Origin of the sequence: Blattabacterium cuenoti (genome assembly GCF_014251715.1) — a bacterium.
Lineage (GTDB): Bacteria > Bacteroidota > Bacteroidia > Flavobacteriales > Blattabacteriaceae > Blattabacterium > Blattabacterium cuenoti_M.
On sequence record NZ_CP059198.1, the window covers coordinates 116,759 to 140,911 of the forward strand.

Annotated in this window: 28 protein-coding genes, 3 tRNA genes, 1 other RNA gene and 1 pseudogene; 15 read left to right on the forward strand and 18 right to left on the reverse strand. The window is 24.4% G+C overall.

Going from position 1 to position 24,153, the window contains the following annotated elements; genetic code table 11:
* Positions 1–151: 151 nt before the first annotated feature.
* Positions 152–472 carry a septum formation initiator family protein gene (locus H0H59_RS00515; protein WP_185862223.1) on the forward strand — a complete coding sequence of 107 codons (321 nt, stop codon included), beginning with the start codon at positions 152–154 and terminating at the stop codon, positions 470–472.
* Here H0H59_RS00515 and mnmG read toward each other — a convergent pair.
* Positions 447–2,327, reverse strand: coding sequence for a tRNA uridine-5-carboxymethylaminomethyl(34) synthesis enzyme MnmG (gene mnmG, locus H0H59_RS00520; protein ID WP_185862224.1), 1,881 nt, complete (start codon positions 2,325–2,327; stop codon positions 447–449). The genes H0H59_RS00515 and mnmG overlap by 26 nt on opposite strands.
* A 10-nt stretch (positions 2,328–2,337) precedes the next feature.
* The gene (gene ybeY / locus H0H59_RS00525; protein ID WP_185862225.1) at positions 2,338–2,754 is read right to left on the reverse strand and encodes an rRNA maturation RNase YbeY; all 417 of its coding nucleotides are present in this window, start codon (positions 2,752–2,754) and stop codon (positions 2,338–2,340) included.
* A gap of 44 nt (positions 2,755–2,798) precedes the next feature.
* Between ybeY and H0H59_RS00530 the strand changes: the two genes are divergently transcribed.
* Together H0H59_RS00530 and H0H59_RS00535 are read left to right on the forward strand one after the other, a co-directional pair.
* Positions 2,799–3,521, forward strand: a complete 723-nt coding sequence (locus H0H59_RS00530) for a CDP-alcohol phosphatidyltransferase family protein (protein ID WP_185862226.1) — start codon at positions 2,799–2,801, stop codon at positions 3,519–3,521.
* 3 nt (positions 3,522–3,524) lie between these two features.
* The gene (locus H0H59_RS00535; protein ID WP_185862227.1) at positions 3,525–4,292 is read left to right on the forward strand and encodes a 3'-5' exonuclease; all 768 of its coding nucleotides are present in this window, start codon (positions 3,525–3,527) and stop codon (positions 4,290–4,292) included.
* Between the two features lie 4 nt (positions 4,293–4,296).
* Here the strand turns inward: H0H59_RS00535 and htpG are convergent, their stop codons facing one another.
* From htpG to rpmB, 5 genes are all read right to left on the reverse strand, one after another.
* Entirely contained in the window at positions 4,297–6,135 is a 1,839-nt protein-coding gene (gene htpG / locus H0H59_RS00540; RefSeq protein ID WP_185862228.1) for a molecular chaperone HtpG, read from the reverse strand.
* 75 nt (positions 6,136–6,210) lie between these two features.
* Positions 6,211–7,155, reverse strand: a complete 945-nt coding sequence (gene ftsY, locus H0H59_RS00545; RefSeq protein ID WP_185862229.1) for a signal recognition particle-docking protein FtsY — start codon at positions 7,153–7,155, stop codon at positions 6,211–6,213.
* 7 nt (positions 7,156–7,162) lie between these two features.
* Positions 7,163–7,318 (reverse strand): DUF4295 family protein, encoded by a 156-nt coding sequence (locus tag H0H59_RS00550; RefSeq protein WP_185862230.1) that lies wholly within the window; start codon positions 7,316–7,318, stop codon positions 7,163–7,165.
* A gap of 2 nt (positions 7,319–7,320) precedes the next feature.
* Complete coding sequence (gene rpmG / locus H0H59_RS00555) at positions 7,321–7,503, reverse strand: 50S ribosomal protein L33 (RefSeq protein ID WP_185862231.1); 183 nt, start codon at positions 7,501–7,503, stop codon at positions 7,321–7,323.
* Entirely contained in the window at positions 7,496–7,732 is a 237-nt protein-coding gene (gene rpmB / locus H0H59_RS00560; RefSeq protein ID WP_185862232.1) for a 50S ribosomal protein L28, read from the reverse strand. The genes rpmG and rpmB overlap by 8 nt, the downstream gene beginning before the upstream one ends.
* 73 nt (positions 7,733–7,805) lie before the next feature.
* On the opposite strand from rpmB, the gene H0H59_RS00565 reads away from it, so the two are divergent.
* The 3 genes from H0H59_RS00565 to H0H59_RS00575 all read left to right on the forward strand — a co-directional run bounded on the left by H0H59_RS00565 (position 7,806) and on the right by H0H59_RS00575 (position 8,907).
* Complete coding sequence (locus tag H0H59_RS00565; RefSeq protein WP_185862233.1) at positions 7,806–8,510, forward strand: YebC/PmpR family DNA-binding transcriptional regulator; 705 nt, start codon at positions 7,806–7,808, stop codon at positions 8,508–8,510.
* A 12-nt stretch (positions 8,511–8,522) separates the two neighbouring features.
* An RNA gene (gene rnpB / locus H0H59_RS00570) (RNase P RNA component class A) lies at positions 8,523–8,815 on the forward strand.
* An 8-nt stretch (positions 8,816–8,823) separates the two neighbouring features.
* Positions 8,824–8,907, forward strand: a tRNA-Ser gene (locus tag H0H59_RS00575).
* Between the two features lie 3 nt (positions 8,908–8,910).
* On the opposite strand, the gene H0H59_RS00580 is transcribed toward H0H59_RS00575, so the two are convergent.
* The 3 genes from H0H59_RS00580 to rho all read right to left on the reverse strand — a co-directional run bounded on the left by H0H59_RS00580 (position 8,911) and on the right by rho (position 11,764).
* Positions 8,911–10,074 (reverse strand): DNA recombination protein RmuC, encoded by a 1,164-nt coding sequence (locus H0H59_RS00580; RefSeq protein ID WP_185862234.1) that lies wholly within the window; start codon positions 10,072–10,074, stop codon positions 8,911–8,913.
* A 19-nt stretch (positions 10,075–10,093) separates the two neighbouring features.
* Positions 10,094–10,166, reverse strand: a tRNA-Met gene (locus H0H59_RS00585).
* 65 nt (positions 10,167–10,231) lie between these two features.
* The gene (gene rho / locus H0H59_RS00590; protein WP_185862235.1) at positions 10,232–11,764 is read right to left on the reverse strand and encodes a transcription termination factor Rho; all 1,533 of its coding nucleotides are present in this window, start codon (positions 11,762–11,764) and stop codon (positions 10,232–10,234) included.
* A 130-nt stretch (positions 11,765–11,894) separates the two neighbouring features.
* Between rho and H0H59_RS00595 the strand changes: the two genes are divergently transcribed.
* Positions 11,895–12,293: a DUF4293 family protein gene (locus tag H0H59_RS00595; protein ID WP_185862236.1), complete on the forward strand. Its 399-nt coding sequence runs from the start codon at positions 11,895–11,897 to the stop codon at positions 12,291–12,293.
* 63 nt (positions 12,294–12,356) lie between these two features.
* On the forward strand, positions 12,357–13,454 hold the full coding sequence (gene prfA / locus H0H59_RS00600; protein ID WP_185862237.1) for a peptide chain release factor 1: 1,098 nt from the start codon (positions 12,357–12,359) through the stop codon (positions 13,452–13,454).
* Here the strand turns inward: prfA and accC are convergent.
* The 3 genes from accC to rpmF are packed head-to-tail and all read right to left on the reverse strand — an operon-like array spanning position 13,440 to position 15,463.
* Positions 13,440–14,798, reverse strand: coding sequence for an acetyl-CoA carboxylase biotin carboxylase subunit (gene accC / locus H0H59_RS00605; RefSeq protein WP_185862238.1), 1,359 nt, complete (start codon positions 14,796–14,798; stop codon positions 13,440–13,442). The genes prfA and accC overlap by 15 nt on opposite strands.
* Positions 14,799–14,812: 14 nt before the next feature.
* Positions 14,813–15,265, reverse strand: coding sequence for an acetyl-CoA carboxylase biotin carboxyl carrier protein (accB, locus tag H0H59_RS00610; protein ID WP_185862239.1), 453 nt, complete (start codon positions 15,263–15,265; stop codon positions 14,813–14,815).
* Between the two features lie 18 nt (positions 15,266–15,283).
* Entirely contained in the window at positions 15,284–15,463 is a 180-nt protein-coding gene (gene rpmF, locus H0H59_RS00615; RefSeq protein WP_185862240.1) for a 50S ribosomal protein L32, read from the reverse strand.
* 98 nt (positions 15,464–15,561) lie between these two features.
* Between rpmF and proS the strand changes: the two genes are divergently transcribed.
* The gene (gene proS / locus H0H59_RS00620) at positions 15,562–17,028 is read left to right on the forward strand and encodes a proline--tRNA ligase (RefSeq protein ID WP_185862241.1); all 1,467 of its coding nucleotides are present in this window, start codon (positions 15,562–15,564) and stop codon (positions 17,026–17,028) included.
* On the opposite strand, the gene H0H59_RS00625 is transcribed toward proS, so the two are convergent.
* Entirely contained in the window at positions 17,022–17,969 is a 948-nt protein-coding gene (locus H0H59_RS00625) for a dihydroorotate oxidase (protein WP_185862242.1), read from the reverse strand. The genes proS and H0H59_RS00625 overlap by 7 nt on opposite strands.
* A gap of 60 nt (positions 17,970–18,029) precedes the next feature.
* On the opposite strand from H0H59_RS00625, the gene pyrF reads away from it, so the two are divergent.
* Both pyrF and H0H59_RS00635 read left to right on the forward strand, forming a co-directional pair.
* Complete coding sequence (gene pyrF, locus H0H59_RS00630; RefSeq protein WP_185862243.1) at positions 18,030–19,412, forward strand: orotidine-5'-phosphate decarboxylase; 1,383 nt, start codon at positions 18,030–18,032, stop codon at positions 19,410–19,412.
* A 136-nt stretch (positions 19,413–19,548) separates the two neighbouring features.
* Positions 19,549–20,124, forward strand: a complete 576-nt coding sequence (locus tag H0H59_RS00635; RefSeq protein WP_185862244.1) for a MarC family protein — start codon at positions 19,549–19,551, stop codon at positions 20,122–20,124.
* Here the strand turns inward: H0H59_RS00635 and H0H59_RS03125 are convergent.
* The 3 genes from H0H59_RS03125 to fbp are packed head-to-tail and all read right to left on the reverse strand — an operon-like array spanning position 20,115 to position 21,472.
* A complete protein-coding gene (locus H0H59_RS03125; protein WP_185862407.1) occupies positions 20,115–20,285 on the reverse strand; it encodes a hypothetical protein in 171 nt (56 codons plus the stop codon). The two genes, H0H59_RS00635 and H0H59_RS03125, sit on opposite strands and share 10 nt — an antisense overlap.
* A gap of 22 nt (positions 20,286–20,307) precedes the next feature.
* Positions 20,308–20,463 carry a hypothetical protein gene (locus tag H0H59_RS00645; protein ID WP_185862245.1) on the reverse strand — a complete coding sequence of 52 codons (156 nt, stop codon included), beginning with the start codon at positions 20,461–20,463 and terminating at the stop codon, positions 20,308–20,310.
* A gap of 7 nt (positions 20,464–20,470) precedes the next feature.
* Positions 20,471–21,472, reverse strand: a complete 1,002-nt coding sequence (gene fbp, locus H0H59_RS00650) for a class 1 fructose-bisphosphatase (RefSeq protein ID WP_185862246.1) — start codon at positions 21,470–21,472, stop codon at positions 20,471–20,473.
* A gap of 109 nt (positions 21,473–21,581) precedes the next feature.
* Between fbp and H0H59_RS00655 the strand changes: the two genes are divergently transcribed.
* Positions 21,582–22,343 carry a lysophospholipid acyltransferase family protein gene (locus H0H59_RS00655; RefSeq protein ID WP_185862247.1) on the forward strand — a complete coding sequence of 254 codons (762 nt, stop codon included), beginning with the start codon at positions 21,582–21,584 and terminating at the stop codon, positions 22,341–22,343.
* Positions 22,344–22,368: 25 nt separating this feature from the next.
* Positions 22,369–22,853: pseudogene (locus H0H59_RS00660) on the forward strand (RNase H family protein).
* Here H0H59_RS00660 and H0H59_RS00665 read toward each other — a convergent pair.
* Positions 22,846–23,802, reverse strand: a complete 957-nt coding sequence (locus H0H59_RS00665; RefSeq protein ID WP_317167916.1) for a TrmH family RNA methyltransferase — start codon at positions 23,800–23,802, stop codon at positions 22,846–22,848. The pseudogene H0H59_RS00660 and the gene H0H59_RS00665 sit on opposite strands and share 8 nt — an antisense overlap.
* On the opposite strand from H0H59_RS00665, the gene H0H59_RS00670 reads away from it, so the two are divergent.
* Complete coding sequence (locus tag H0H59_RS00670; RefSeq protein WP_317167922.1) at positions 23,759–24,064, forward strand: deaminase; 306 nt, start codon at positions 23,759–23,761, stop codon at positions 24,062–24,064. The genes H0H59_RS00665 and H0H59_RS00670 overlap by 44 nt on opposite strands.
* A gap of 3 nt (positions 24,065–24,067) precedes the next feature.
* Positions 24,068–24,151: transfer RNA gene (locus H0H59_RS00675), tRNA-Leu, on the forward strand.
* The last annotated feature ends 2 nt before the right edge of the window (positions 24,152–24,153 follow it).

Consider the following 24,153-nt stretch of genomic DNA (forward strand, 5'->3'; position numbering starts at 1 on the left):
TTTATGATAATTAAATTTATAGGATTTTTATTTTTTCTATTTATAACTATCTCTGGATTTTGGTGTATAATTTTTTTATTTTTTTTTAGTTTTTATTGGATTATTAGTATATTATTTTACATATTAAGGAATTTTATAATACGTTTAAAACATGAAAAAAAAATATAGAATATTTAAAAATAAATACTTTTGGATAAGTTTTTTCTTTTTTATCTGGATGTCTTTTTTTGATTCAAATTCTTTAATTTTACACTATAAATTTAATAAAAGTATTCAAAATATGATCTACGATAGAGATTATTTAAAAAATAAAATTTTATTAGAAGGAAATTATTTAAATAAATTGACAAATAATTCTATATATCTTGAAAAATTAGCAAGAGAAAAATTTTTTATGAAAAAAGAAGATGAAGATTTATTTGTTTGTAAACAAAAAATAAAACCTATTAATATGAACGATTCATGTAAATGAGCAATACGCTTAAATCTGAAGGAGTAATTCCACTAATTCTTGATGCTTGTGCTAAGGATATTGGACGATAATAATCCAATTTTTCTCTAGCTTCTAAGGAAAGAGATTTAATTGTTTTGTAATTAAAATCATTTGGAATTTTCAATTTTTCTAATTTTAATAATTTTTTTGCATTTTCTTTTTCCCTATCTATGTATCCTTTATATTTTATTTGAATAGAAACTTGTTCTAATACTTCTTGATTAAAATCATTTTTTTTGATTTCTTCCATCACAAAGGGAATGGACGTAATATCTTTTATTTCTATATCAGAACGAGATAAAATTGTTTCTATTTTTTTATCATGATATATGATAGAAGATTTTTTGTCATATAAAATAGGATTTATAATTTTTGGATCTAAATTTTTATTTTTAAATAGATACATACATTTTTTTATTTTATATTTTTTACGATCTAAAATTTTCATTTTATCTTCTGATATTAACCCTATATGGTATCCCATAGGAGTAAGTCTTTCATCTGCATTATCTTGTCGTAATAACATTCTATATTCTGCTCTTGAAGTAAACATTCTATAAGGTTCTTCTGTTCCTTTTGTAATTAAATCATCTATCAAAACTCCAATATAAGCTTGATTTCTTTTAAGAATAAATGGTTTAATTTTCCGAATTTTTAAATGAGCATTAATTCCTGCAATTAATCCTTGTGCTGCAGCTTCTTCATATCCAGTTGTCCCATTTATTTGTCCTGCAAAAAAAAGATTTTCTATAATCTTGCTTTCCAAAGTAGGTTTTAATTGTTCTGGTGGAAAATAATCATATTCTATAGCGTATCCGGGTCTTAATACTTTTACTTTTTCAAAACCTGAAATTTTTTTTAAAGACTGATATTGTAAATTTTCCGGAAAAGAAGTTGAAAATCCATTCACATATACTTCCACCGTGTTCCAACCTTCTGGTTCTACAAAAATAGGATGAGATTCTTTATCCGAAAATCTAAAAATTTTTTCTTCTATAGAAGGACAATATCTAGGACTTTTTCCTTTAATAGATCCTGTAAAAATTGGAGAATAATTAAAATTTTTACGAATTAAATCATGTACTTTTTGATTTGTATAGGTTATATAACATTTTCTTTGTTTTTTTAATCTTTTTGTATTATAAGAAAAAGAAAATTTATTTGTAGGTATATCTCCATTTTGAGATTTCATTTTTTCGTAATTTAAAGAACGTCCATCTACTCTTGGAGATGTTCCTGTTTTCATTCTACCATATCGGAATCCAAAATGTTTAGTTAATTGTTCTGTTATTCCTCTAACTTCTTTTTCTGCTATTCTTCCTCCATGAATCCTTTTTTCCCCAATATGTATTTTTCCATTTAAAAAAGTTCCATTCGTTAGTATAACGGCCTTTCCTTTAATTTTTAAACCTAAATAAGTTTTAACCCCTTTAACTTTATTTTTTTTTATGATTAAAGAGGTTACGGTATCTTGATATAGATCTAATTGAGTATTTTTTTCTAAAAAAAATCTCCAATAATAGGAAAATAATTTTCTATCACATTGAGCCCTAGGACTCCACATTGCAGGTCCTTTGGATTTATTTAGCATTCTAAATTGAATCATACTACAATCTGCGATTATTCCAGAATAACCACCCAAAGCATCTATTTCTCTAATCATTTGTCCTTTAGCAATACCTCCTATAGCAGGATTACATGACATTTCACCTATTGTTTGTAAATTAGTAGTAATAAGTAAAGTTTTGGAACCCATATTAGAAGATGCAGAAGCGGCTTCTGCTCCAGCATGTCCTCCTCCAACTATAATAACATCATATATATCTAAAAACATGATTTTTTTTTCAAAATTGAAATAAATTTAAATAAAACTCCTCTTTTTTTTTCATTATTTTTTTATCCATTTTTTTTTTATCATCATATCCTAAAAAATGTAATATAGCATGGATCATAACACGTTTTAATTCTACCAGAAAAAATTGATTCCATTGTGTAGAATTATCTAAAACACGATCTACACTAATAAATATATCTCCAGATATACATTGTTTTATGGAATAATCAAATGCAAGTACATCTGTATAAAAATTTTTTTGTAAATATTTTTTATTCATGTCTAAAATAAAATCATCATTACAAAAAATGTAATTAATATCCCCAATATTCATTCCTTCATTATTTAATATAATACAGATTTCTTTAATAAATAAAGATTCGTTTTTTATGTAGAAATAAGAAATTTTATAAAATAATTTAATCATAAAATAATATTTATTATTTTAGAATAATTTTTATATACTTTATTTTGATAAAAATAAAAAACAAAAAAATAATTCCGAATATTTTTACTTTTTTAAATCTATTTTTTGGATGTATTTCTATCATTTTTTTACAATCTAAAAATTTTTATAATTCCGCTATTGCTACTTTATTTTCAATAATTTTTGATTTTTTAGATGGTTTTTTTTCTAGAATTATAAAAAGTGAAAATCAATTCGGAAAAGAATTAGATTCTCTTGCAGACATGGTTTCTTTCGGTATAGTTCCATCTATAATAGTTTTTCTTTTATTTAAAAAAAATACAATAAATCAAAAAATTCCATGTATTGAATGGTTTTCTTTTTTAATTTGCATTTTTTCCGCATGGCGTTTAGCTAAATTCAATACTACAAATCCAACTTATTACAGAGGGTTAACTACTCCTGTCAATACTTTATTTTTTTCTTCTTTATCTATTATTGTAATGAATAATACTACAACGCCCGTTTTCATAAAAAATATTATTAGACATCCCATTATAATACTTTTTATGATATTTTTTTCTTGTTATTTTTTAATTTCTAAAATATCCATGATCTCTTTTTCTTTCGAAGATTTTTCTTGGAAAAAGAATAAAATACGTTATATTTTTTTATTGATTAGTACATTTCTTTTATTAACTTTACATGTAGTTGCTTTGCCATGCATTATTATTATTTATATAATAACTTCAGTCTATTTTCATAGAAAAAATAAAAAAATTCATTAAAATATGAAATTAAAACTTAATCGTCCTATTTGTTTCTTTGATATAGAAGCAACAGGAATTAATATCGGAAAGGATAGAATTATCGAAATATCCATATTAAAAATATTCCCTAATGGGAATCAAGAAGACAAAACTTGGCTTATTTGTCCTGGAATTCCTATTCCTCCACAATCTACAGCAATTCATGGAATTAAAGATGAAGATGTAGCGGGAAAACTAAAATTTAAAGATGTAGCCATTTCTATTTTTAAAATGATTGAAAATACAGATTTAGCAGGATATAATTCTAATAGATTTGATATACCCATTTTAGCAGAAGAAATGCTTCGTGCAGGAATATCTTTCGATATAAAAAAATACAAAACTATAGATGTACAAGTGATATTTCATAAAATGGAACCTAGAACACTTTCTGCTGCTTATAAATATTATTGTAATAAAGATCTAATAAAAGCCCATAGTTCTAAAGCAGATACCTTTGCTACGTACGAAATATTACTAGCACAATTGGAAAAATATGAAAATTTAAAAAAAGATGTAAAAAGTTTAAATCAATTTTCTCATCAAAAAAATATAGTAGATCTTGCTGGATTTATAAAAATGGATGAAGAAGGAAACGAAATATTTAATTTTGGAAAATACAAAGGTAAAAAAGTTATTGAAATTTTTGAAAAAGATCCTAATTATTATGGATGGATACAAAATTCAGATTTTCCCTTATATACAAAAAAAATATTAACAGCAGTTAAATTAAGAAAATTTAATAAATAATTATTTATTTTTTAGTAAGATTTTCTAATTTTTCTGATATAAACAGAGTAAGATTTTTTCCATGTAACAAATTTTGAGATAAAAGAGTTAAGTTTAAAACTTCTTGAATCATTTTTTCTCTTTTTTTTTCACATGTTTCTTTTAATATTTTTTTCATAAAAATATGATTTGTATTTACTATTAATTGATAATATTTTTCTTTATCTTTTTCAAAAAATTCCTTTCCTATAGAATTCATTTCTTTTATTCTCCTTAAAAATTCTGGAACGATAATTAAAAATGGATAATCTTTTTTGGATAAATTTTCTAATTTAATGGAAAATTTATAATTTTCCATTAAATTAGAACTAATAATATTTTTTAAATTTTTCTTTTCTGTTTCCGAAAGTTCTGAATAACATTTATCCTCTTTTTTATGATTAATTAATTTATCAATATGATCTGAATCCACTCGAACAAAACAAATTTCTTTATAAGAAAATTCCAATTTTTGTATTAAATGAACCGATATAGGGCTATTTAAAATTAAAATTTCATAATTTCTATCTTTTGCTTCTTTAATATAACTATATTGTTTCTCTTTATCTGAAGAATAAAGAAAAACAATTTTACCTTCTTTATTTTTTTGGGTTTCTTTTATTTTTTCTTTAAACTCATCTAAAGTAAAGTAAACATTATTAACAGTGGAAAAAATAAAAAATTTTATAGCTTTAACAAAGAAGTTTTCTGTACTAATCATTCCATATTCTACTATAATCTTTATATTTTCCCATTTATTTTGAAAATCTTTTCTATGATTTCTAAACATAGAATCCAATTTATCTGCTACTTTTCTTGTTATATATTTTGATATATTTTTTACGGATGGATCTGATTGTAAATGAGAACGTGATACATTAAGTGGAATATCCGGAGAATCTATAACTCCTCTTAATAAACTAAGAAAATCTGCTACAATCCCTTCTAAATTATCCGTAATATAAACTTGATTTTGATATAAATGAATTCTTTCTTTTTGTATGTCAATTCTTTTTTCTATTTTCGGAAAAAATAAAATACCTGTCAAATTAAAAGGATGATCTATATTTAAATGTATCCAAAATAAAGGATCATCTAACTGATGAGAATATAATTCATGATAAAAATTTAAATAATTTTTATCACTTAACTGAAGTGGATTTATCTTCCAAGCAGGATTAATATTATTGATTATAGTTTCTTTTTCTTTATCCTCTATTGAGGATAAAGAAATTGTGATAGGCATAAATTTACAATACTTTTGTAATAATTTTAAAATACGATTATATTCCAAAAATTCCTTGCTTTCTTCATTAAGAAACAAAACAATTTTTGTTCCTCTGTTTTTTTTTTCTATTTCTTTTATAATAAAATTTGTAGATCCATCACAAGACCAAAATATAGATGATGCATTTTTTTTATAAGATTTAGTAAATATCTGTACTTGATTTGACACGATAAAAGAAGAATAAAAACCTAATCCAAAATGTCCAATAATATTAGATGTTTTATATTTTTTAATAAATTCCTCTGCTCCAGAAAAAGCTATTTGATTAATATATTTTTTTATTTCTTCTTTTGTCATACCAATCCCATTATCTATAATATGAATACTTTTATTTTTTTTATCTATGATAATTTTAATTTTAAAATCATCAATAAAATCATCAAAATTTCCTAGTTCTACTATCGTTTTTAATTTAAGAACAGCATCTGTTGCATTGGAAACAAGTTCACGCAAAAAAACTTCTTGATCAGAATAAAGAAATTTTTTAATAATAGGAAAAATATTATCTGAAGTAACACTAATTTTATTTTTTTCCATAAAATTATTTGTAATAAAAATTAAAAAACAAAAATTATACCATTTTAAAAAAGGACATAATGTCAGTATTAATGTTTATTTTTTTTCGAAAAAAGAATCAATAAATTTTTTCCCATCGAATTTTTTCAAATTTTGTATTTTTTCCCCTGTACCGATATACTGAATGGGAATTTTAAATTGATCCATAATACCAATCACTACTCCACCTTTAGCCGTACCTTCTATTTTTGTTAAAATAATAGAAGATACTCCAACAAAAGAAGTAAATTTTTTTACCTGTTCAAAAGCATTTTGACCCGTAGTTGCATCTAAAACAAGCATAATTTCATGAGGAGATTCAGGAATAATTTTTTTCATTACTCTACTAATTTTAGAAAGCTCTTCCATAAGACCAATACGATTTTGTAATCTACCGGCTGTATCAATTATTACCGCATCTTTTTTTTTAGATTTAGCAGATTGTAAAGTATCATATGCAACAGATGCTGGATCTGCATGCATATGTTGTTTTATTAAAGGAACTTTAGCTTTATTTGCCCATATTTCAAGCTGATCAATAGCTGCAGCTCTAAATGTATCAGAAGCTCCTATAATTGAACTAAAACCTTTTTTTTTTAAAAAAAAAGCTAATTTTCCAATTGTAGTTGTTTTTCCTACTCCATTAACTCCTACCATCATGATTACATATGGTTTTTTATGATATTTTATTTTATGTTCTAAACTTTCATTTTTAATATTTGTAAAAAGATTTTCTATTTCTTTCTTTAAAAGAATATATATATCTTGTGTATTTCTATATTTTTCTTTTTTAATACTTTTCTCTAAATTATTAATAATTTTTACAGTAGTAAAAATTCCTATATCTGCAGATAACAAAATCTCCTCTATATGATCAATAATATCTGTCTCTATTTTTGATTTTTTCAAAAAAAGATTTTTTATTTTAGAAAAAAAAGATACTCTAGTTTTTTCTAAATCATTATCGAATGTTTTTTTTGTTTCCTTTTTTTGAAAAAACATTTAATAATTACTTTTTTAAGAAAAAATTTTTTACTTCTTCATTCGTTAGTATTTTATTTTCAAAGGTATAAAAACCAGACTTTTTAGATTTCACTATTTTTATAGCCAAAGTCATTTTTTTTAAAACTTTTTTTTTATTATTTTCCACCATTTTTTTAGACATATTTATTTAATTTCTTTATGAATAGTATATTTTCTTAATACTGCATTATATTTTTTTAGTTCAATTCTATTCGGCGTATTTTTTCTATTTTTTGTTGTCACATATCTAGAAGAACCTGAAATACCACTTTTTATTTGTTCAGTACATTCTAATATAATTTGTATTCTATTCCCTTTTTTACCCATTATTTATTTTATATTTAAAACGTTTTAATACATTTTCAATTCCTATTTTATTGATAAGTTTTATTGTAGAAGTGCAAATTTTTAAAGTAATCCATTTTTTTTCTTTGATTAGAAAGAAACGTTTTTTGCATAAGTTTATATTAAAGCGACGTTTTTTTTTATTATTAGCATGAGAAACTTTGTTTCCTACCATTGCTTTTTTTCCTGTCAATTCACAAATTTTTGACATACATAGTTTTTTTTTGCTAAATTGCTGATATAACTTTTCAAGTTATAAATATAATTAAAAATAAAGACATTTTATGTCAGGACATAGCAAATGGTCAAATATACAGCATAGAAAATCTAATCAAGATTTTATAAAATCTAGAAAATTTTCAAAAATAATCAAAGAAATCACTATATCTGTTAAAGAATCAGGGTTAAATAATTTTCGTTTTAAAAATGCGGTAATGAATGCGAAGTCCATTAATATTCCTAAAAATACTATAGAAAAAGCCATAAAAAAAGCTTTACAAATCAAAACAAATGATTACAAAAATTTAAACTTAGAAGGAAAATTACACGGAATTAGTATGATAATAGAATGTATGACAAATAATAGTACTAGAACAATTTCTAATATCAGAACATTTTTTAATAAAAATGGAGGAAGATTATGTCATAATGGAGAATTAACTCATTTGTTTCATAGAATAGGAATTTTTTATATAAAAAAAAAAGACATCCATTATTCAATGGATGATTTTGAACTTATGACAATAGATTTTGGATCTAAGGATTTTGTAAAAGATCATAATATGGTTTATGTTTACACAGATTTTAAGTATTTTGGATATATGAAAAATAATTTAGAAAAATTAGAAATATTACATGAATACAAAGTCAAACGTACTCCAAAACAAATGAAAAATATTTTAGAAGAAAAGAAAAAAAAAGTATTGAATTTTATTGAAAATATTGAAAAAAATGAAGATATAGAAAATATTTATTCTAATTTAGTTTAGTCTAAAATATAAAAAGTAGAATATCCTATCGCATTTTTTTTAAATGAGGAAAGTCCGGACACTATAGAGCAACACAATGGGTAACTCCCATCCATCGTAAGATGAGGAATAGTGCAACAGAAAGAATGTACAGATTAAACTGCTGTAGTGAAATCATGTAAACTCTGTGTGGTGAAATGCCATGTATACCGGAAAATTGGCTCGGTTGATACCGGAGGGTAGGCAGATAGAGATCATGGGTAACCTAGATCCTAGATAAATGATAGGTTTTAATACAGAATCCGGCTTATAATTCTACTTTTTTTTTAGACTAGGAGAGATGGCCGAGAGGATTAAGGCGCACGTCTGGAAAGCGTGTTCACAAAAAGTGTCAAGGGTTCGAATCCCTTTCTCTCCGTTTTTAATAATTATTTTCTATATCCTTTAATTTTTTATCAATTACATTAGTCCTAACACCTAATAATTTATCAATATCTTTTGAAGCTCCTTGCAATTTGTTTTGTGCTTGGTGAAGTAATATCCCAAATTTTTTAAATTCTTGTTTTACTGTTTCTAAAATACTCCAAACTTCAGAACTTCTTTTTTGAATCGCTAAAGTTCGAAATCCTATCTGTAAACTATTTAAAACAGCTGCTAATGTAGATGGTCCTGTTATTACGGTTTTGTATTTTCTTAATAATTCTTCTAATAAACTAGAATTTCTTGCTATTTCAGCATAAATTCCTTCAAAAGGTAAAAAAATAATTGCAAAATCAGTGGTATGTGGAGGATCTATGTATTTTTCTCTAATATCTTTAGACATTTTTTTAAGTACAGATTCCATATTTTTTATAGCTATTTCTATATTTTTTTTTTCTCCTTCACGATAAGCTTTTTGTACTTTTTCATAAGTTTCTTTTGGAAATTTAACATCAATAGGTAACCATATTATATTTCCGTCTCCAAGTCCTGGTAGTTTAATTGCAAATTCTACCACAAAATTTGTATTAGATTTTGTTATTACATTAGAAGCATATTGTTCTGGAGATAAAATTTGTTCTAAAAGCATTGAAAGTTGCATTTCACTAAAACTTCCACATATTTTTACATGATTTAAGGTTCTTTTCAAAGAACTGACATCTTTAGCTAAAATTTTCATTTCACCCAATCCTTCTTGTAAAGAAAATAATTGATTACCAATAATTTCAAATGATTTTCCTAAATGCATATTTAAAGAAGTTTGAAGTTTATCATGAACATTTTCTTTTATTTCTTCAAGTTTTTTTTCAATAAGTTGAATCAACTTTTCTTGTTCTAGATGAATAGAATCTAACTTATTAGATTGGTGATCAATATAAAATTGAATTTTATGGTTTATATCATTTTGATAATATCTTATAGTTTGTATTAATTCATTTTTTAGTTCTATTAAAGAATCACCCAGTTCTTTTCTGTTATATTGAGATAATTTTTGTATCTCATTTTGTTGATCTTTAAATTCTTTTATAAAAAATAATTCCAATTTTTTTATAAAAAAGATGCAAAAAATAAAAAAACAAAGTAAAATAATATAGAAAAAAATCATTTTTTTTATAAGGAAAGAATAGCGGGAATAGGACTCGAACCTATGACCTTCGGGTTATGAGCCCGACGAGCTACCAACTGCTCCATCCCGCACTATAAAATATAATGTTTTTCATACAAAAAATCAAATTTTTAGAAAAAAAAAAAAATTATAAAATTTATCCATTCATCGATATTAAAAATTCTTCATTGTTTTGAGTTCTCGCTATTCTAGATCTTAAAAATTCCATAGCTTCTACTGGATTCATATCAGAAAGATGTTTTCGCAAAATCCACATTCTTTGTAATGTATTTGTATCCAATAAAAGATCATCTTTTCTTGTACTAGATGAAACAAGATCAATAGCTGGATATATTCGTTTATTAGCTATTCTTCTATCTAATTGAAGTTCTTTATTTCCTGTTCCTTTAAATTCTTCAAAAATAACCTCATCCATTTTAGATCCTGTATCAATCATAGCTGTAGCTATAATAGATAAAGAACCTCCATTTTCTATATTTCTAGCAGCTCCAAAAAATCTTTTTGGTCTATGTAATGCATTCGCATCCACACCTCCTGACAAAACTTTTCCAGATGCAGGAGAAACAGTATTATATGCACGTGCTAAACGTGTTATAGAATCCAACAATATAACTACATCATGAGAACATTCCACCATTCTTTTTGCTTTTTGTAAAACAATATTAGCTACTTTTACATGTCTATCTGCTGGTTCATCAAAAGTAGATGCTATAACTTCTCCTTTTACATTTCTTTGCATATCTGTAACTTCCTCTGGTCGTTCATCAATCAATAATATAATCAAATAAACTTCAGGGTGATTGGCAGCAATTGCATTTGCAATTTCTTTTAATAAAGTCGTTTTTCCGGTTTTAGGAGGGGCTACTATCATTCCTCTTTGTCCTTTTCCTATAGGAGTAAAAAGATCTACAATTCTAGTGGAAAGAGTAGCATTTTTTTCAGCTAATTTAAATTTCTCATTTGGAAATAATGGAGTTAAATGTTCAAAAGAATTTCTTTCTCTTACAAAAGCAGGAGGTCTTCCATTAATTTCAAGAATTTTAATTAATGGAAAATATTTTTCTCCATTTTTAGGTGGACGAACTTCTCCTCTTATTGTATCTCCTGTTTTCATACCAAAAAGTCTAATTTGAGATTGAGAAACGTAAATGTCATCAGGAGATGATAAATAATTAAAATCGGAAGATCTTAAAAATCCATAATTTTCTGGCATAATTTCCAATACTCCTTCACTGATTATAATTCCTTCAAATTCATATTCAGGAGTACGATATTTATTTTTTTGTGATATACCTTCTATTCCATGAGATGAAGTATGAGGGTGAGATTCCGATTTTTCATTTTTTTTCCAATTAGAAAAATTTTGATGTTTTTTTTGATATTTTATAGATTCTGATGAAAATTTTGAATTATATATTTTTAAATGTTCTTGAGATTTTTTTTTACCATTATTTATACTTTTACTTTCTGTAAATGAATTATTTTTAGATTCATTATTTTTTCGCATATTAAATCCTTTTTTTAAAGAATTTTTGTTATTAAAAATGGTAATAATTTTTTCTAGGAGTTCGTTTTTTCGTAAATGTGTACATTTTTTTATACCTGAAGAACGAGCAATCTCCTGTAATTCAAAAAGTTTTTTACTTTTTAATTCAGTAATATCAAACATAAAATGATTGGATTAGATTATTTCTTAGTAAATAATATACTTTTTTAGTATAAAAACTTAAAAAACGATAAATACAATTATACAAAAAAATTAATTTGAACTTATAAAATTAATAAATAATTTAATCTTTATGTTATATCGAATACAAACATTCTATTTATTTATTTCTATTTTAATTGATTCTTTTTTTTTATATTTTTTTTATCAAAAAAAATATTTTTTTACTTCTTTCTCTTTGAGAAAAATAATTTTTATTTTTATAATTATATGTTTAATTCTATCTATTTTAAGTTTTATTTTTTTCAAAAATGGAAAATTGCAAATATTTATTAATAAAATAAATATACTTATAAACTGCACTCATCCTATATTAATTTTATTATGCAATAGATCGAATAAATCCATTTTTTTAAAAAAAGAAATGTTCTTTGTCTTATTATGTTTTTTTCATATATGTATTTTGTACATGGCTAATAAAACTATAAAACGAGATTTAAAATTAATTCATTCTATGAATAGAATACGATGATTCGCACTTCTGTAGTATAGATCTATAGTATAAAAGCTTATAAAATAAAATTTAATAAAAAAAATGAAAAAAACTTCATTAATTCAAAAATTAGAAGTATTCAAAAAAGAATTTCATGATATTTCAAAATATATCATGGACCCGGATATTATATCCAATAAAAAAAAATACAAAATTTTACTAAAAAAATATTTTAAACTAAAGAAAATAGTTTTTATTTATGATAAATACAAAAAAAAATTAGCTTTGCTTCAAGAAGCAAACTTTATATTGGAAAACGATTCAGATACGGATCTGAAAGAATTAGCCTATATAGAAAAAACAAAAATTTTAGAAAAATTATCTACTATTGAAAAAAAATCCTATGATCTTATTTTATCCGAAGGAGAACCAACAGAAGATGATAGAAATGCTATTGTAGAACTACGTTCTGGAACAGGAGGGGATGAAGCATGTCTTTTTGTAGAAGATATATTAAGAATGTATACTATGTATTTTAAAAAATCAGGTTGGAAATATAAAATTATACATGCTCAAAAAGGAGGAATAAAAGGATATAAAGAAATTATTTTAGATGTTGTCCATAATAATGGAAAGGAAGGGGTTTATGGAAATTTAAAATTCGAATCAGGAGTACACAGAGTACAAAGAATTCCAAAAACAGAATCTAAAGGAAGAGTACATACATCTGCTATAACAGTTGCTGTATTTCCCCAAGTAAAAAATATAGAGGTAAATATTAATTTATCTGATATAAAAAAAGAAACTTTTAGATCTAGTGGATCTGGAGGACAACACGTAAATAAAACAGAATCTGCTGTACGATTAACTCATATACCAAGTAAAATAACAGTGGAATGCCAAGAAGAACGTTCTCAACACAAAAATTTTGAAAAAGCGATAAATGTTTTACAATCTCGTATTTATCAAATTGAAAAAGAAAAAAGATTAAAAAAAATATCTATAAAGAGAAAATCTTTAGTATCCACTGGGGATCGTTCTGTTAAAATTCGTACCTATAATTATCCAAAAAATAAAGTAATGGATCATAGAATACAAAAATCTATTTATGATCTTACAGGATTTATGAATGGTAATATTCAAGAAATGATTAATTTTTTGAAATTATATGAAAAAAAAATAATACTACAAATTCCCTAAAAAATCTAAATTTATTTTATCTACAAAATTTGTATTATAATTTCCTTTTATAAAATCATCATTTTGCATAAGTTTTCTATGAAAAGGAATAGTAGTGCGTATTCCTTCTATAACAAATTCTTCTAAAGAACGACGCATTTTTTCAATAGTTTCTTTTCTTGTTTTTGCCGTAGTAATAATTTTAGCAATCATAGAATCATAATAATGTGTAATAAAATATCCTGCATAAATATGTGTATCAACACGAACTCCTTTACCTCCTGGTAAATGCATTTGGGTAATTTTTCCGGAAAAAGGACGAAAGTTTTGATACGGTTCTTCTGCATTAATTCTGCATTCTATTGAATACATTTTTGGATAAGAATTTTTTTTTAGAGAAAGTTTTTTCCCATAAGCCAAAAATATTTGCTCTTGAATTAAATCTACCCCTGTTATTTCTTCTGTAATAGGATGCTCTACTTGAATTCTTGGATTCATTTCCATAAAATAAAAATTTTTATTTTTATCTACTAAAAATTCTATAGTTCCTACTCCTTCATAACGAATAAATTCAGCTGCTTTTACTGCTTTATCCCCCATTTTTTTTCTAAGAGATGTAGTTAAAAATGGAGATGGGGCTTCTTCGACTAATTTTTGATTTCTTCTTTGAATAGAACAATCTCTTTCTGATAAATGACATGCTTTTCCATACTGATCTCCTATTATTTGTATTTCTATATGTCTTGGATCTAAAATGAGCTTTTCTACATAAAAATCCTTTTTCCCAAAACAAACCCAAGCTTCTTGTTTAGCTTCTTCCCAAGAATTTTTTAAACTATTTTTATCTAAAACAGATCGTATCCCTTTACCTCCACCTCCAGAAACAGCTTTTATTATGATAGGATATCCTATTTTATCTGCAATTTTTTCTATTTCTTTATAAGATAATTCAGAAAAACAATCAGATCCTGGTAAACAAGAAATTCCAGCTTTTTTCATGGTTTTTTTAGCTGAAATTTTATTTCCCATTTGAATCATATGATTTGGGTTAGCTCCTATAAATTTTATTCCATGTTTAGTGCACATAGACGAAAAATATGCATTCTCAGATAAAAATCCATATCCAGGATGAATAGCATCAGCATTTGTAATTTCTGCTGCAGAAATTAAATTTGGAACGTTTAAATAGGATTTATATGGAGGAGGAGGACCAATACATACAGCTTCATCAGCAAAATAAACATGAAGACTATATTTATCTTCCGTAGAATAAACAGCCACAGTTTTTATTCCCATTTCTTTGGCTGTTCGTATGATTCTTAAAGCTATTTCTCCACGATTAGCTATTAATATTTTTTTAAACATAAAATAAAAGATTATTAGGTAGGATCAACCGTAAATAAAGGTTGATCATAATCAACTGGAGTAGCATCTTCTACAAGAACTTTAATTAGTTTTCCATTTACTTCAGACTCTATATCATTGAATAGTTTCATCGCTTCTATAACACAAACTTTTGTACCTATTTTTATTTTATCTCCTACTTTTACGAAAGGTTTTTGATCTGGATGAGGTTTTCGATAAAACGTTCCTATCATAGGAGATTTTATTGTTAAATATTTATTTCTATTTTCTTTTTCTATTTTTGAAAATCTATCATAGAAATCAGAAATAGGAGAAGATATTTTAGGGTAACTTGTATTCCATGAATCATTTTTCATAAATGTTTTATTTTTTATATGAATTTTAGTATTCCCTATTTTAATCCTTATTTCACTAATATTTGATTTTGAAATCAATTGAATTAATGATTTAATTTTTTTTAAATCCATATTATAAGGATTTTATCTTTATTTGCTATATACAATTTTTCCTCTATAATAGAGTTTATTTTCATGCCAATAAGCATGGTGATATAGATGTTTTTTATTTGTTAAAGGGCATTTAACTAATAAAGGTTCTTTTATTTTAAAATGATTTCTTCTTTTATTTCTTCTAGACTTAGACTGTCTTCTTTTAGGATGTGCCATAAAGCATATAAGTTTAATAAATCACTAATTTAGAATTAAAAATAATTTTTATATCTTTATTTATAAACTGATAATCTTGTTTTTTTTATTCTTTATGTATGAATCCATTAACTAAACGTAGTGAAAATTATTCAAAATGGTATAATGAAATAGTCATAAAATCTGGTTTAGCAGAATTTTCAGGAATACGTGGTTTTATGATCATAAAACCATATGGATACTCTCTGTGGGAAATTATGAAAAAAGAACTGGATAACATGCTAAAAAACACAGGACATCAAAATATTTATTTTCCTTTACTTATTCCTAAATCTTCTTTTTTAAAAGAAAAAAAACATACTGAAATTTGTTCAGAAGGATGTGCTATTGTCACACATTCTAGATTAAAAAAAAATTCAGATAGAGATGAATTGATCATAGATCCAAAATCTAAATTACAAGAAGAATTAATTATTAGACCTACTTCTGAAAGCATCATATGTACAACCTATAAACGCTGGATACAATCTTATAGAGATTTACCCATTCTATTAAATCAATGGGGAAATGCATTAAGATGGGAAATGAGAACCAAGTTATTTATTAGAACTACTGAATTTTTATGGCAAGAAGGACATACGGCACATTCTACGGAAAAAGAAGCTATAGAAGAAACTAAAAAAATATTAAATATTTATACAGATTTTTCTGAAAAATTTATGGCTATTCCTGTATTACAAGGAATAAAACCATATATGGATAAGTTTTTTGGATCAGAAAAAACATATTGTATAGAAGCTATCATGCAAGATGGAAAAGCTTTACAAATTGGGACTTCTCATTTTCTAGGACAGAATTTTTCTAAAGCTTTTGATGTTAAGTTTACTAATTTTTATGGGAAAAAAGAATATGTATGGACTACTTCTTGGGGAGTATCTACTAGATTAATAGGTGGATTAATTATGTCTCATTCGGATGATAAAGGTTTAATTCTTCCTCCAAAAATAGCTCCTATACAAATTATTATTATTCCTATATATAAAAATAAAAAAAATGTAATTGATGAAATGGCAAAAAAAATTATAAATATTTTAGAAAAAAAAAAAATACGAGTAAAGTATGACAATAGAATCATATGTACTCCTGGATCTAAATTTTATGAATATGAAATGAAAGGAATCCCTATACGAATTAATATAGGACCAAATGAAATAAAAAAGAAAAAAGTAGAACTTTTCAGAAGAGATACATATGAAAAAATATCTATTTCTTATAGGGATCTACAAAATTTAATTCCTAAGTTACTTGATGATATACAAAAAAATATTTATCAAAAAGCTTTCAATAGAACTAAAAAAATTATGATAAAATCAGATCATTATGATGATTTTAAAAAAAAAATAAATGATTCAGGTGGTTTTGTTTTCGCTCATTGGGATGGAACAAAAAATACAGGAAAAAAAATTCAAGAAGAAACAGAAGCTACTATACGTTGTATTCCTATATTTTCTGAAAAAGAAAAAGGAATATGTATTTATTCAGGGAATCCTTCTTCTCAAAGAGTTGTTTTTTCTAAATCCTATTGAAAACTTTTTAAGTTACCTTTAAAATTATTTATTGATGTATAATTTTTTTTTTGCAAAAAAATAGTAAATTCTTTTTCTAGTCTTTCAAATACTGAAATTCCTTCTTTCATCAATTGTGTCCCAATTTGAACGGCTGAAGCTCCACATAATATATGTTCAAAAATATCTTTTCCACAAGAAATTCCTCCACACCCTATTATAGAAATATCTTTACGAAGATAAGTATAAAATTTACGAATATTAGCTAATGCAAATGGTTTAATAATTGGCCCCCCTATTCCTCCAAATCCTTTTTTTGGTTTTATTACTGTAGATTCAGTTTTTGTATCAATAAAAATACCATTTGGTAAACTATTAATACAAGTAACAAAAAAAATAGGAAATTGATTTAAAATCAAAGCCATTTTTTTAATATGCTTATCCTTAAAATAAGGAGGAAGTTTAATACCTAAAGGTTTTTTATTGAATTTAAATATGTTTTTTAAAAAATCCGAAATTTTATAAAAATTGTAACCTAATTCTTCTTCATTATCAATGATATTCGGACAAGATAAATTTAATTCTACAGCCGTAATTTTTGAATAAAGATTAGCTTTTTTAATAAGAAAAAAATTTTCTTCTATAGATAATCCAGATATAGAAAGAAATATAGGTTTCTTCGTCTTTTTTTTTTCTAAAAAATTTAAATAAAAATCTATACCAAAATTAGGTAATCCCATAGAATTTATGCTCCCCATATTCCATTCAAAATATCTTGGTTTAAGATTTCCTTTTCTTGGTATACTTGTGCAACTTTTTGTTAAAACTGCACCAGTAGAACTATTCAATAAATTTGATAGTTCTTGATCAGTAGAACAAAGTACCCCTGAAGCATTCATAATACATGATGAAAGTTTTATTCTATTTATAGTAGAAGAAATATCTATTTTTTTCATGATCATATAAATTGTAATAATATCCCAAGTATAAAATTTTTAACTTTACCGAAACAGTTTTTTTTTATGGAAAAAAAAGAACAGTTCTTTTTAAAAATTTATAATTTAGGAATTATAAAATTTGGAAATTTTACTTTAAAAAGCGGAATGAATTCTCCTATATATATAGATTTTAGGCCAATAGCTTCAAGACCAGATTTATTAATAAAATTATCCGATTTACTTTTACATGAAGTTCCATCTACTAATTTTGAATTAATTTGTGGAGTTCCTTACGCTGCTTTGCCTATAGCAACTACTTTATCTTTAAGATCCAATATACCATTAATTATTAAAAGAAAAGAAAATAAAGGTTATGGAACAAAGCGAATGATTGAAGGTATTTACAAAAAAGGACAAAATTGTCTTCTTATAGAAGATGTCATAACAAGTGGAGATAGTTTGTTAAAAACCGTAATAGATCTTGAAAAAGAAGGATTAATTATAAAAGATATAATGTCTATACTTGATAGAGAACAAGGAGGAATAGAAAATATAAAAAAAAGAGGATATAATATTAGAACTTTATTTAGAATAGGGGAAGTTTTAAAAATGTTAGAAAAAAAACATTTTTTAAAAAAAAAAGAAAGACATATGATAAAATTTTTTTTCAAAAAAAAAAATATAAAAAATTTTAAAAAAAAACGTCTTTCTTATGAAGAAAAAAAAGAAAATATTTATCATCCTATAGGAAAAAAACTTCTTGATATTACATTGAAAAAAAAAACTAATTTGATAGTTTCTGCGGATTTAGTATGTTCTAAAAATATTTTAAAATTAGTAAATTTAATTGGAGATCTAATTTGTGGATTAAAACTTCATGTAGATATTATTAATGATTTTTCACTATCATTTATAAATCAACTTAAAAATATTTCTATAGAAAAAAATTTTTTATTATTTGAGGATAGAAAATTATGTGATGTTGGACCCACTAATTATCTTCAATTACATTATGGAATACATAAAATTTCTTCTTGGGCGGATATCATCACTGCGCACGTACTTGCGGGTAGTGATAGTATACAAAATTTGAAAATACCTTCCAGCATGGGTTTAGTTACAATATCGGAAATGTCTTCTTATGGAAGATTATCTGATGATAATTATATAAGAAAAGCATTAAATATTTCTTTAAAAAATACAAAAGTCATTGGGACTGTTGCACAAAGAAAAATAGATGATAAATTATTACTATTCACGCCTGGAATTAATTTTTCTAGTTTAAAAAAAAATCACTTTGGAAATACTTATATTCATCCATTACAAGCTTTTGAAAAAAATGGGAGTGATTTTATCATTGTAGGAAAAGCAATTTATGAATCAAATAATCCAAAAATAGAAGCAGAAAAATATAGAAATGCAGGATGGAAAGCTTATGAAAATGTACTTTTAATGGAGTATAAATAGTTTTTTTAAAAAAAAATATTAATGATACTGATTATATTTTTCTTTAATTTGTATACGCATTATGTAATTTTAAAATTATTGTAAATATTTTTTTGCAAAAAAAACTATAATTCAAAAAAAAATTATTTGAATAAATATGGAATGGATAAATTCTTTAATCAGTTGTTTTATGATACTTTTTAGTATTATAGACATATTGGGAAATGCTCCCATTATTATGGGATTCAAATCCAAAGGAAACATTATAGAGACTAAAAAAGTTATAATAACTTCTCTTGTTATCTTTTTATCATTTCTATTTTTAGGACAACCTCTACTAAAAATAATCGGGGTGGATGTTCATTCTTTTTCTGTAGCAGGATCTATAGTATTATTTTTCATTGGATTAGAAATGATACTAGGAATAGATATTCATAAAGTAACGGAAAATGCTCAAACTTCTATTGTCCCAATAGCATTTCCTCTTATAGCTGGTCCTGGATCTTTAACTACTTTAATTTCATTAAGAACAACTTATGACGTCAATATTATACTTCTATCTTTAATACTAAATATGATAGTTGTTTATTTTGTATTAGATAAATGTGATTTTATAGCTGAAAAAATAGGATCTAACGGTTTAGATATATTAAAAAAAATATTTGGTATTGTTTTATTAGCTTTTGCTGTTAAAATTTTTGGAGCTAATGCTTCTCAATTATTTCAGAATTGATTATTTTTTATATAATTGAATATTTTTTTAATTGATGTCTCTATATTTTTATATTTAGGTAAAAAATAAGCTTTATAAATAAAAATTATATAATAATTTTTATTTTTTTCATATAAAATGTATTTATTTAATGAAAAAGCAGCTCTTAATAATCGTTTTATCCTATTTCTATGAACCGATTTTTTAAAGTTTTTTTTTTACTAAAGTTCCAATTAAGTTTATGGAGGAATCTTTTTTATCATTTATTTTTTCTAATCTAACAGAAGAAATAGGATGTATAAATAAGTATTTTCCATTTTTTATTACTTCTTCAAATATTTTTTTTCCTTTTATTTTCATATAAAATTTATTCACAATTTTCCATAAACTCTTCTAACTTGGATACCATTCCTATAGGTCCACAAACAAATGGAATTCTTTGATGTAATTTTTTAGGGACTATATCTAAAATCCGATTTTTTCCATCAGAAGCTTTTCCTCCAGCTTGTTCTGCTAAAAAAGCCATAGGATTACATTCATAAAGTAATCTTAATTTTCCTTCTGGAGAAGAAGCTGTTTTAGGATAAATATATATTCCTCCTTGTATCATATTTCTATGAAAGTCTCCTACTAAAGATCCTATATATCTTGCCGTATAAGGACGATTTTCTTTTTTTTCTTGACAATATTTTATAAATTTTCTAATTCCTTCAGAAAATTTAGCATAATTACCTTCATTTATCGAATAAATTTTTTCAGTTTTAGGAAAACAAAGATTAGGATGAGATAAATAAAATGTTCCAAATGAAGGATCTAAAGTAAATCCATGCACTCCATTTCCAGTACTATATACTAATATAGTAGAAGATCCATAAATAATATATCCTGCAAGTATTTGTTTTTTTCCTTTTTGTAAAAAATCTTCTATTGTTAAATTCATTTTAATAGGAGATTTTCTCATATATACAGAAAATATTGTTCCTATTGATACATTCACATCTATATTAGAAGATCCGTCAAGTGGATCTATTAAAACAATATATTGATTTCGTATAGGGTTCTCTTTTTTTCCTTTTATAACTATAAAATCTTTACTCTCTTCAGAGGCTATACCACAAACTACATTTCTACTTTTAAAAGATTGTATAAAAGCTCTATGAGCGAAATCATCTAATTTTTGTTGATTTTCTCCTTGAATATTAGTTATTCCAGAACTACCCATAATTTTTTTTGTTAACCCAGCCTTATTGACTTCTTTATGAATAGCCTTCGAAGCTAATTTTATAGAACTAAATAATCGTAACAATTCTTCTATTGAATATGAAAAATGATCTATATTATTTATAACAAATTCTCCTAATGTATACATGTATAATAAAATACCACACTTTTTTTTTATATAAAGATCAGATTTTTTTTCAAAAGAATAATAATGTCTATATTATTTAAAATTATTTTAATTTTTTATATTTTTTTTAATGAAAATTATCCAAATATCATTGATATTATTATGGAGGATGTGGTTTTTTCTTATTAATATATTTTTAATTCCCTTATGGGCAGGAGCTTCTATTCCATTTCTTTTTAAAGATAAATATTATCCCATTGCGTATTGGTTTCACCAAATGTGGGCTAGAAGTAATCTTTTTCTCATGGGTTTTTGGTATATTTTAGAAAAAGATGAAGAAATTTTAGATAAAAATAAACAATACGTGATAATCAGTAATCATAGTTCTATCATGGATATTATGTTGATTTATTCTTTAATGAGAAACCATCCTCTAGTTTTTGTAGGAAAAGCAGAGTTAGCTAAACTTCCATTTTTTGGTTTTGTTTACAAAAACAGTAATATTCTTATTGAAAGAAAAAATTTATTTAGTTGTATACAAGTATTTAAAAAAATACAGGATAAAGTAGATTCTGGAAAAAGTGTTTGTATTTTTCCAGAAGGAGGAGTTCCTAACCCATCTGTTTTTTTGGATCATTTTAAAAGTGGAGCTTTTTTTATAGCTATTATAAAAAAAATCCCCATCATTCCCTTTACTATAGCTGATATAAAAACAAAATTTCCAAGTTATTCTATTTTAAAAGGAATTCCAGGTAAAATAAGAATTAAACAACATCATTCTATATCAACCAAAAACTTATCCTTAAAAGATAAGAATGATTTAAAAGATCAATGTTTTAATTTGATTAAATATCAATTAGAAAAATTTGAAAGTGAAAAAGTAAATAATTAAAAAATTAATAATAATTATTTTTGACGTGAATAAAAAAATTCATATTTATACTGACGGTTCATCAAAAGGTAATCCTGGTCCAGGAGGATATGGAGTTTTTATAGAAGAAATGCTTATTGGGCATTATTATAATAGAAAAATTCTTTATGAAGGATATCGTTATACAACTAATAATCGAATGGAACTATTAGCAGTTATAGTTGGATTAGAAGAAATAGAAAAAAAAAAGCAAAACATTGTTGTTTTTACAGATTCTAAATATATAGTCAGTACAATTCAAAATAACTGGATAAAAAAATGGGAAAAAAATAATTTTTATAAAAAAAAAAATATAGATTTATGGAAAAGATTTTTAGAAATATTCCATAAACATTTTATTATATTTCAATGGATAAAAAGCCATAATAATCATTATATTAATGATTATTGCGATCGATTATCTACAAAAGCTTCTAAAAAAAAAATCTTAAAATAGATTACGTGTATGAAAAAAAAAATAATTTCACATAAAATAATTTTTTTGTCTAATAATTTCATATATGATAACAGACATGGCATTGCTTACATTTAATGAATCTATGTTTCCAAACATAGGAATGTTTATAATTTTGTTCGCTTTTTCAAACCAAATATTGGATACTCCTTTATTTTCAGAACCGAAAACAATAGCTAACTTAGAAAAGTTCAATTTAGTTTGATATAAATTCATAGTATTTTCATGTTTATGAAATCCTGTTACTACAATTTTTATTTTATTTTCTTGCAACCAAGAGAGAATTGATTCTTTTTTTTCTATAAAAATGTTGTTTGTAAAAACACTTCCTAAACTACATCTTATGATGTTAGAATTATAAATATAAGTTTTCATATTACATAATATAATAATTTGAATACCAGCAGCATCCGCTGTTCTTAACATTGAACCAATATTTCCAGGTTTTTCTATACCATCTAATATTAGGATTAAAGAATGATTATTTATTTTAATATTTTTCAGTTTATTCATAGATTTTTCTATGAATAGAGCTAAAATTCCACCAGAATTATCTCTATATGCTAATTTTTTAAAAATTTTTATGCTAATAAAACAAGTAATAGAATGAAATAATTGAATCATATTATATTCATGAAATATTTTTTCACATATAAATATTTTTTTTGGAAAAAAATTTCCTTCTATAGCCATTTCAAATTCTTTTATTCCTTCAACAAGGAACATATTTATGTAATTTTTTTTTTTATAAATTTTTATTAAATTTTTAATTTCTGTATTTTGTAAACTATGTATTTTTTTCATATATGGATAATTAAAATACGATGGATATAACTTATATGAAGTTAGCTGTAGAACAGTCAAAATTATCTTTTTGTAAAAAAAAAAAGTAGGAGCTATTATAGTTAAAAATAATAAAATCATATCTAATGGATATAACCAAACTCCAAATGGATTTGATAACATATGTGAAGAAAAAAATGGAAAAACGAAATGGTATGTAATACATGCAGAAGAAAATGCTATATTAAAAATGACTTATTCTTCTTTATCTTGTGAAGGAGCTTCTATATACATTACACACTTTCCATGTAAAGAATGTTGTAAATTAATTTTTCAATCTAAGATTAAAAGAATTATATATTTATATAAAAAAAAAAAAAATAATGATTGCCTAATTTTTTTAAAAAAACTAAAAATAATAATAAATAAATTATATTATTTTTAATAAACCCAGGTGGCGAAATAGGTAGACGCGCTGGACTCAAAATCCAGTGATTATAATATCATGCGGGTTCGACCCCCGCCTTGGGTATT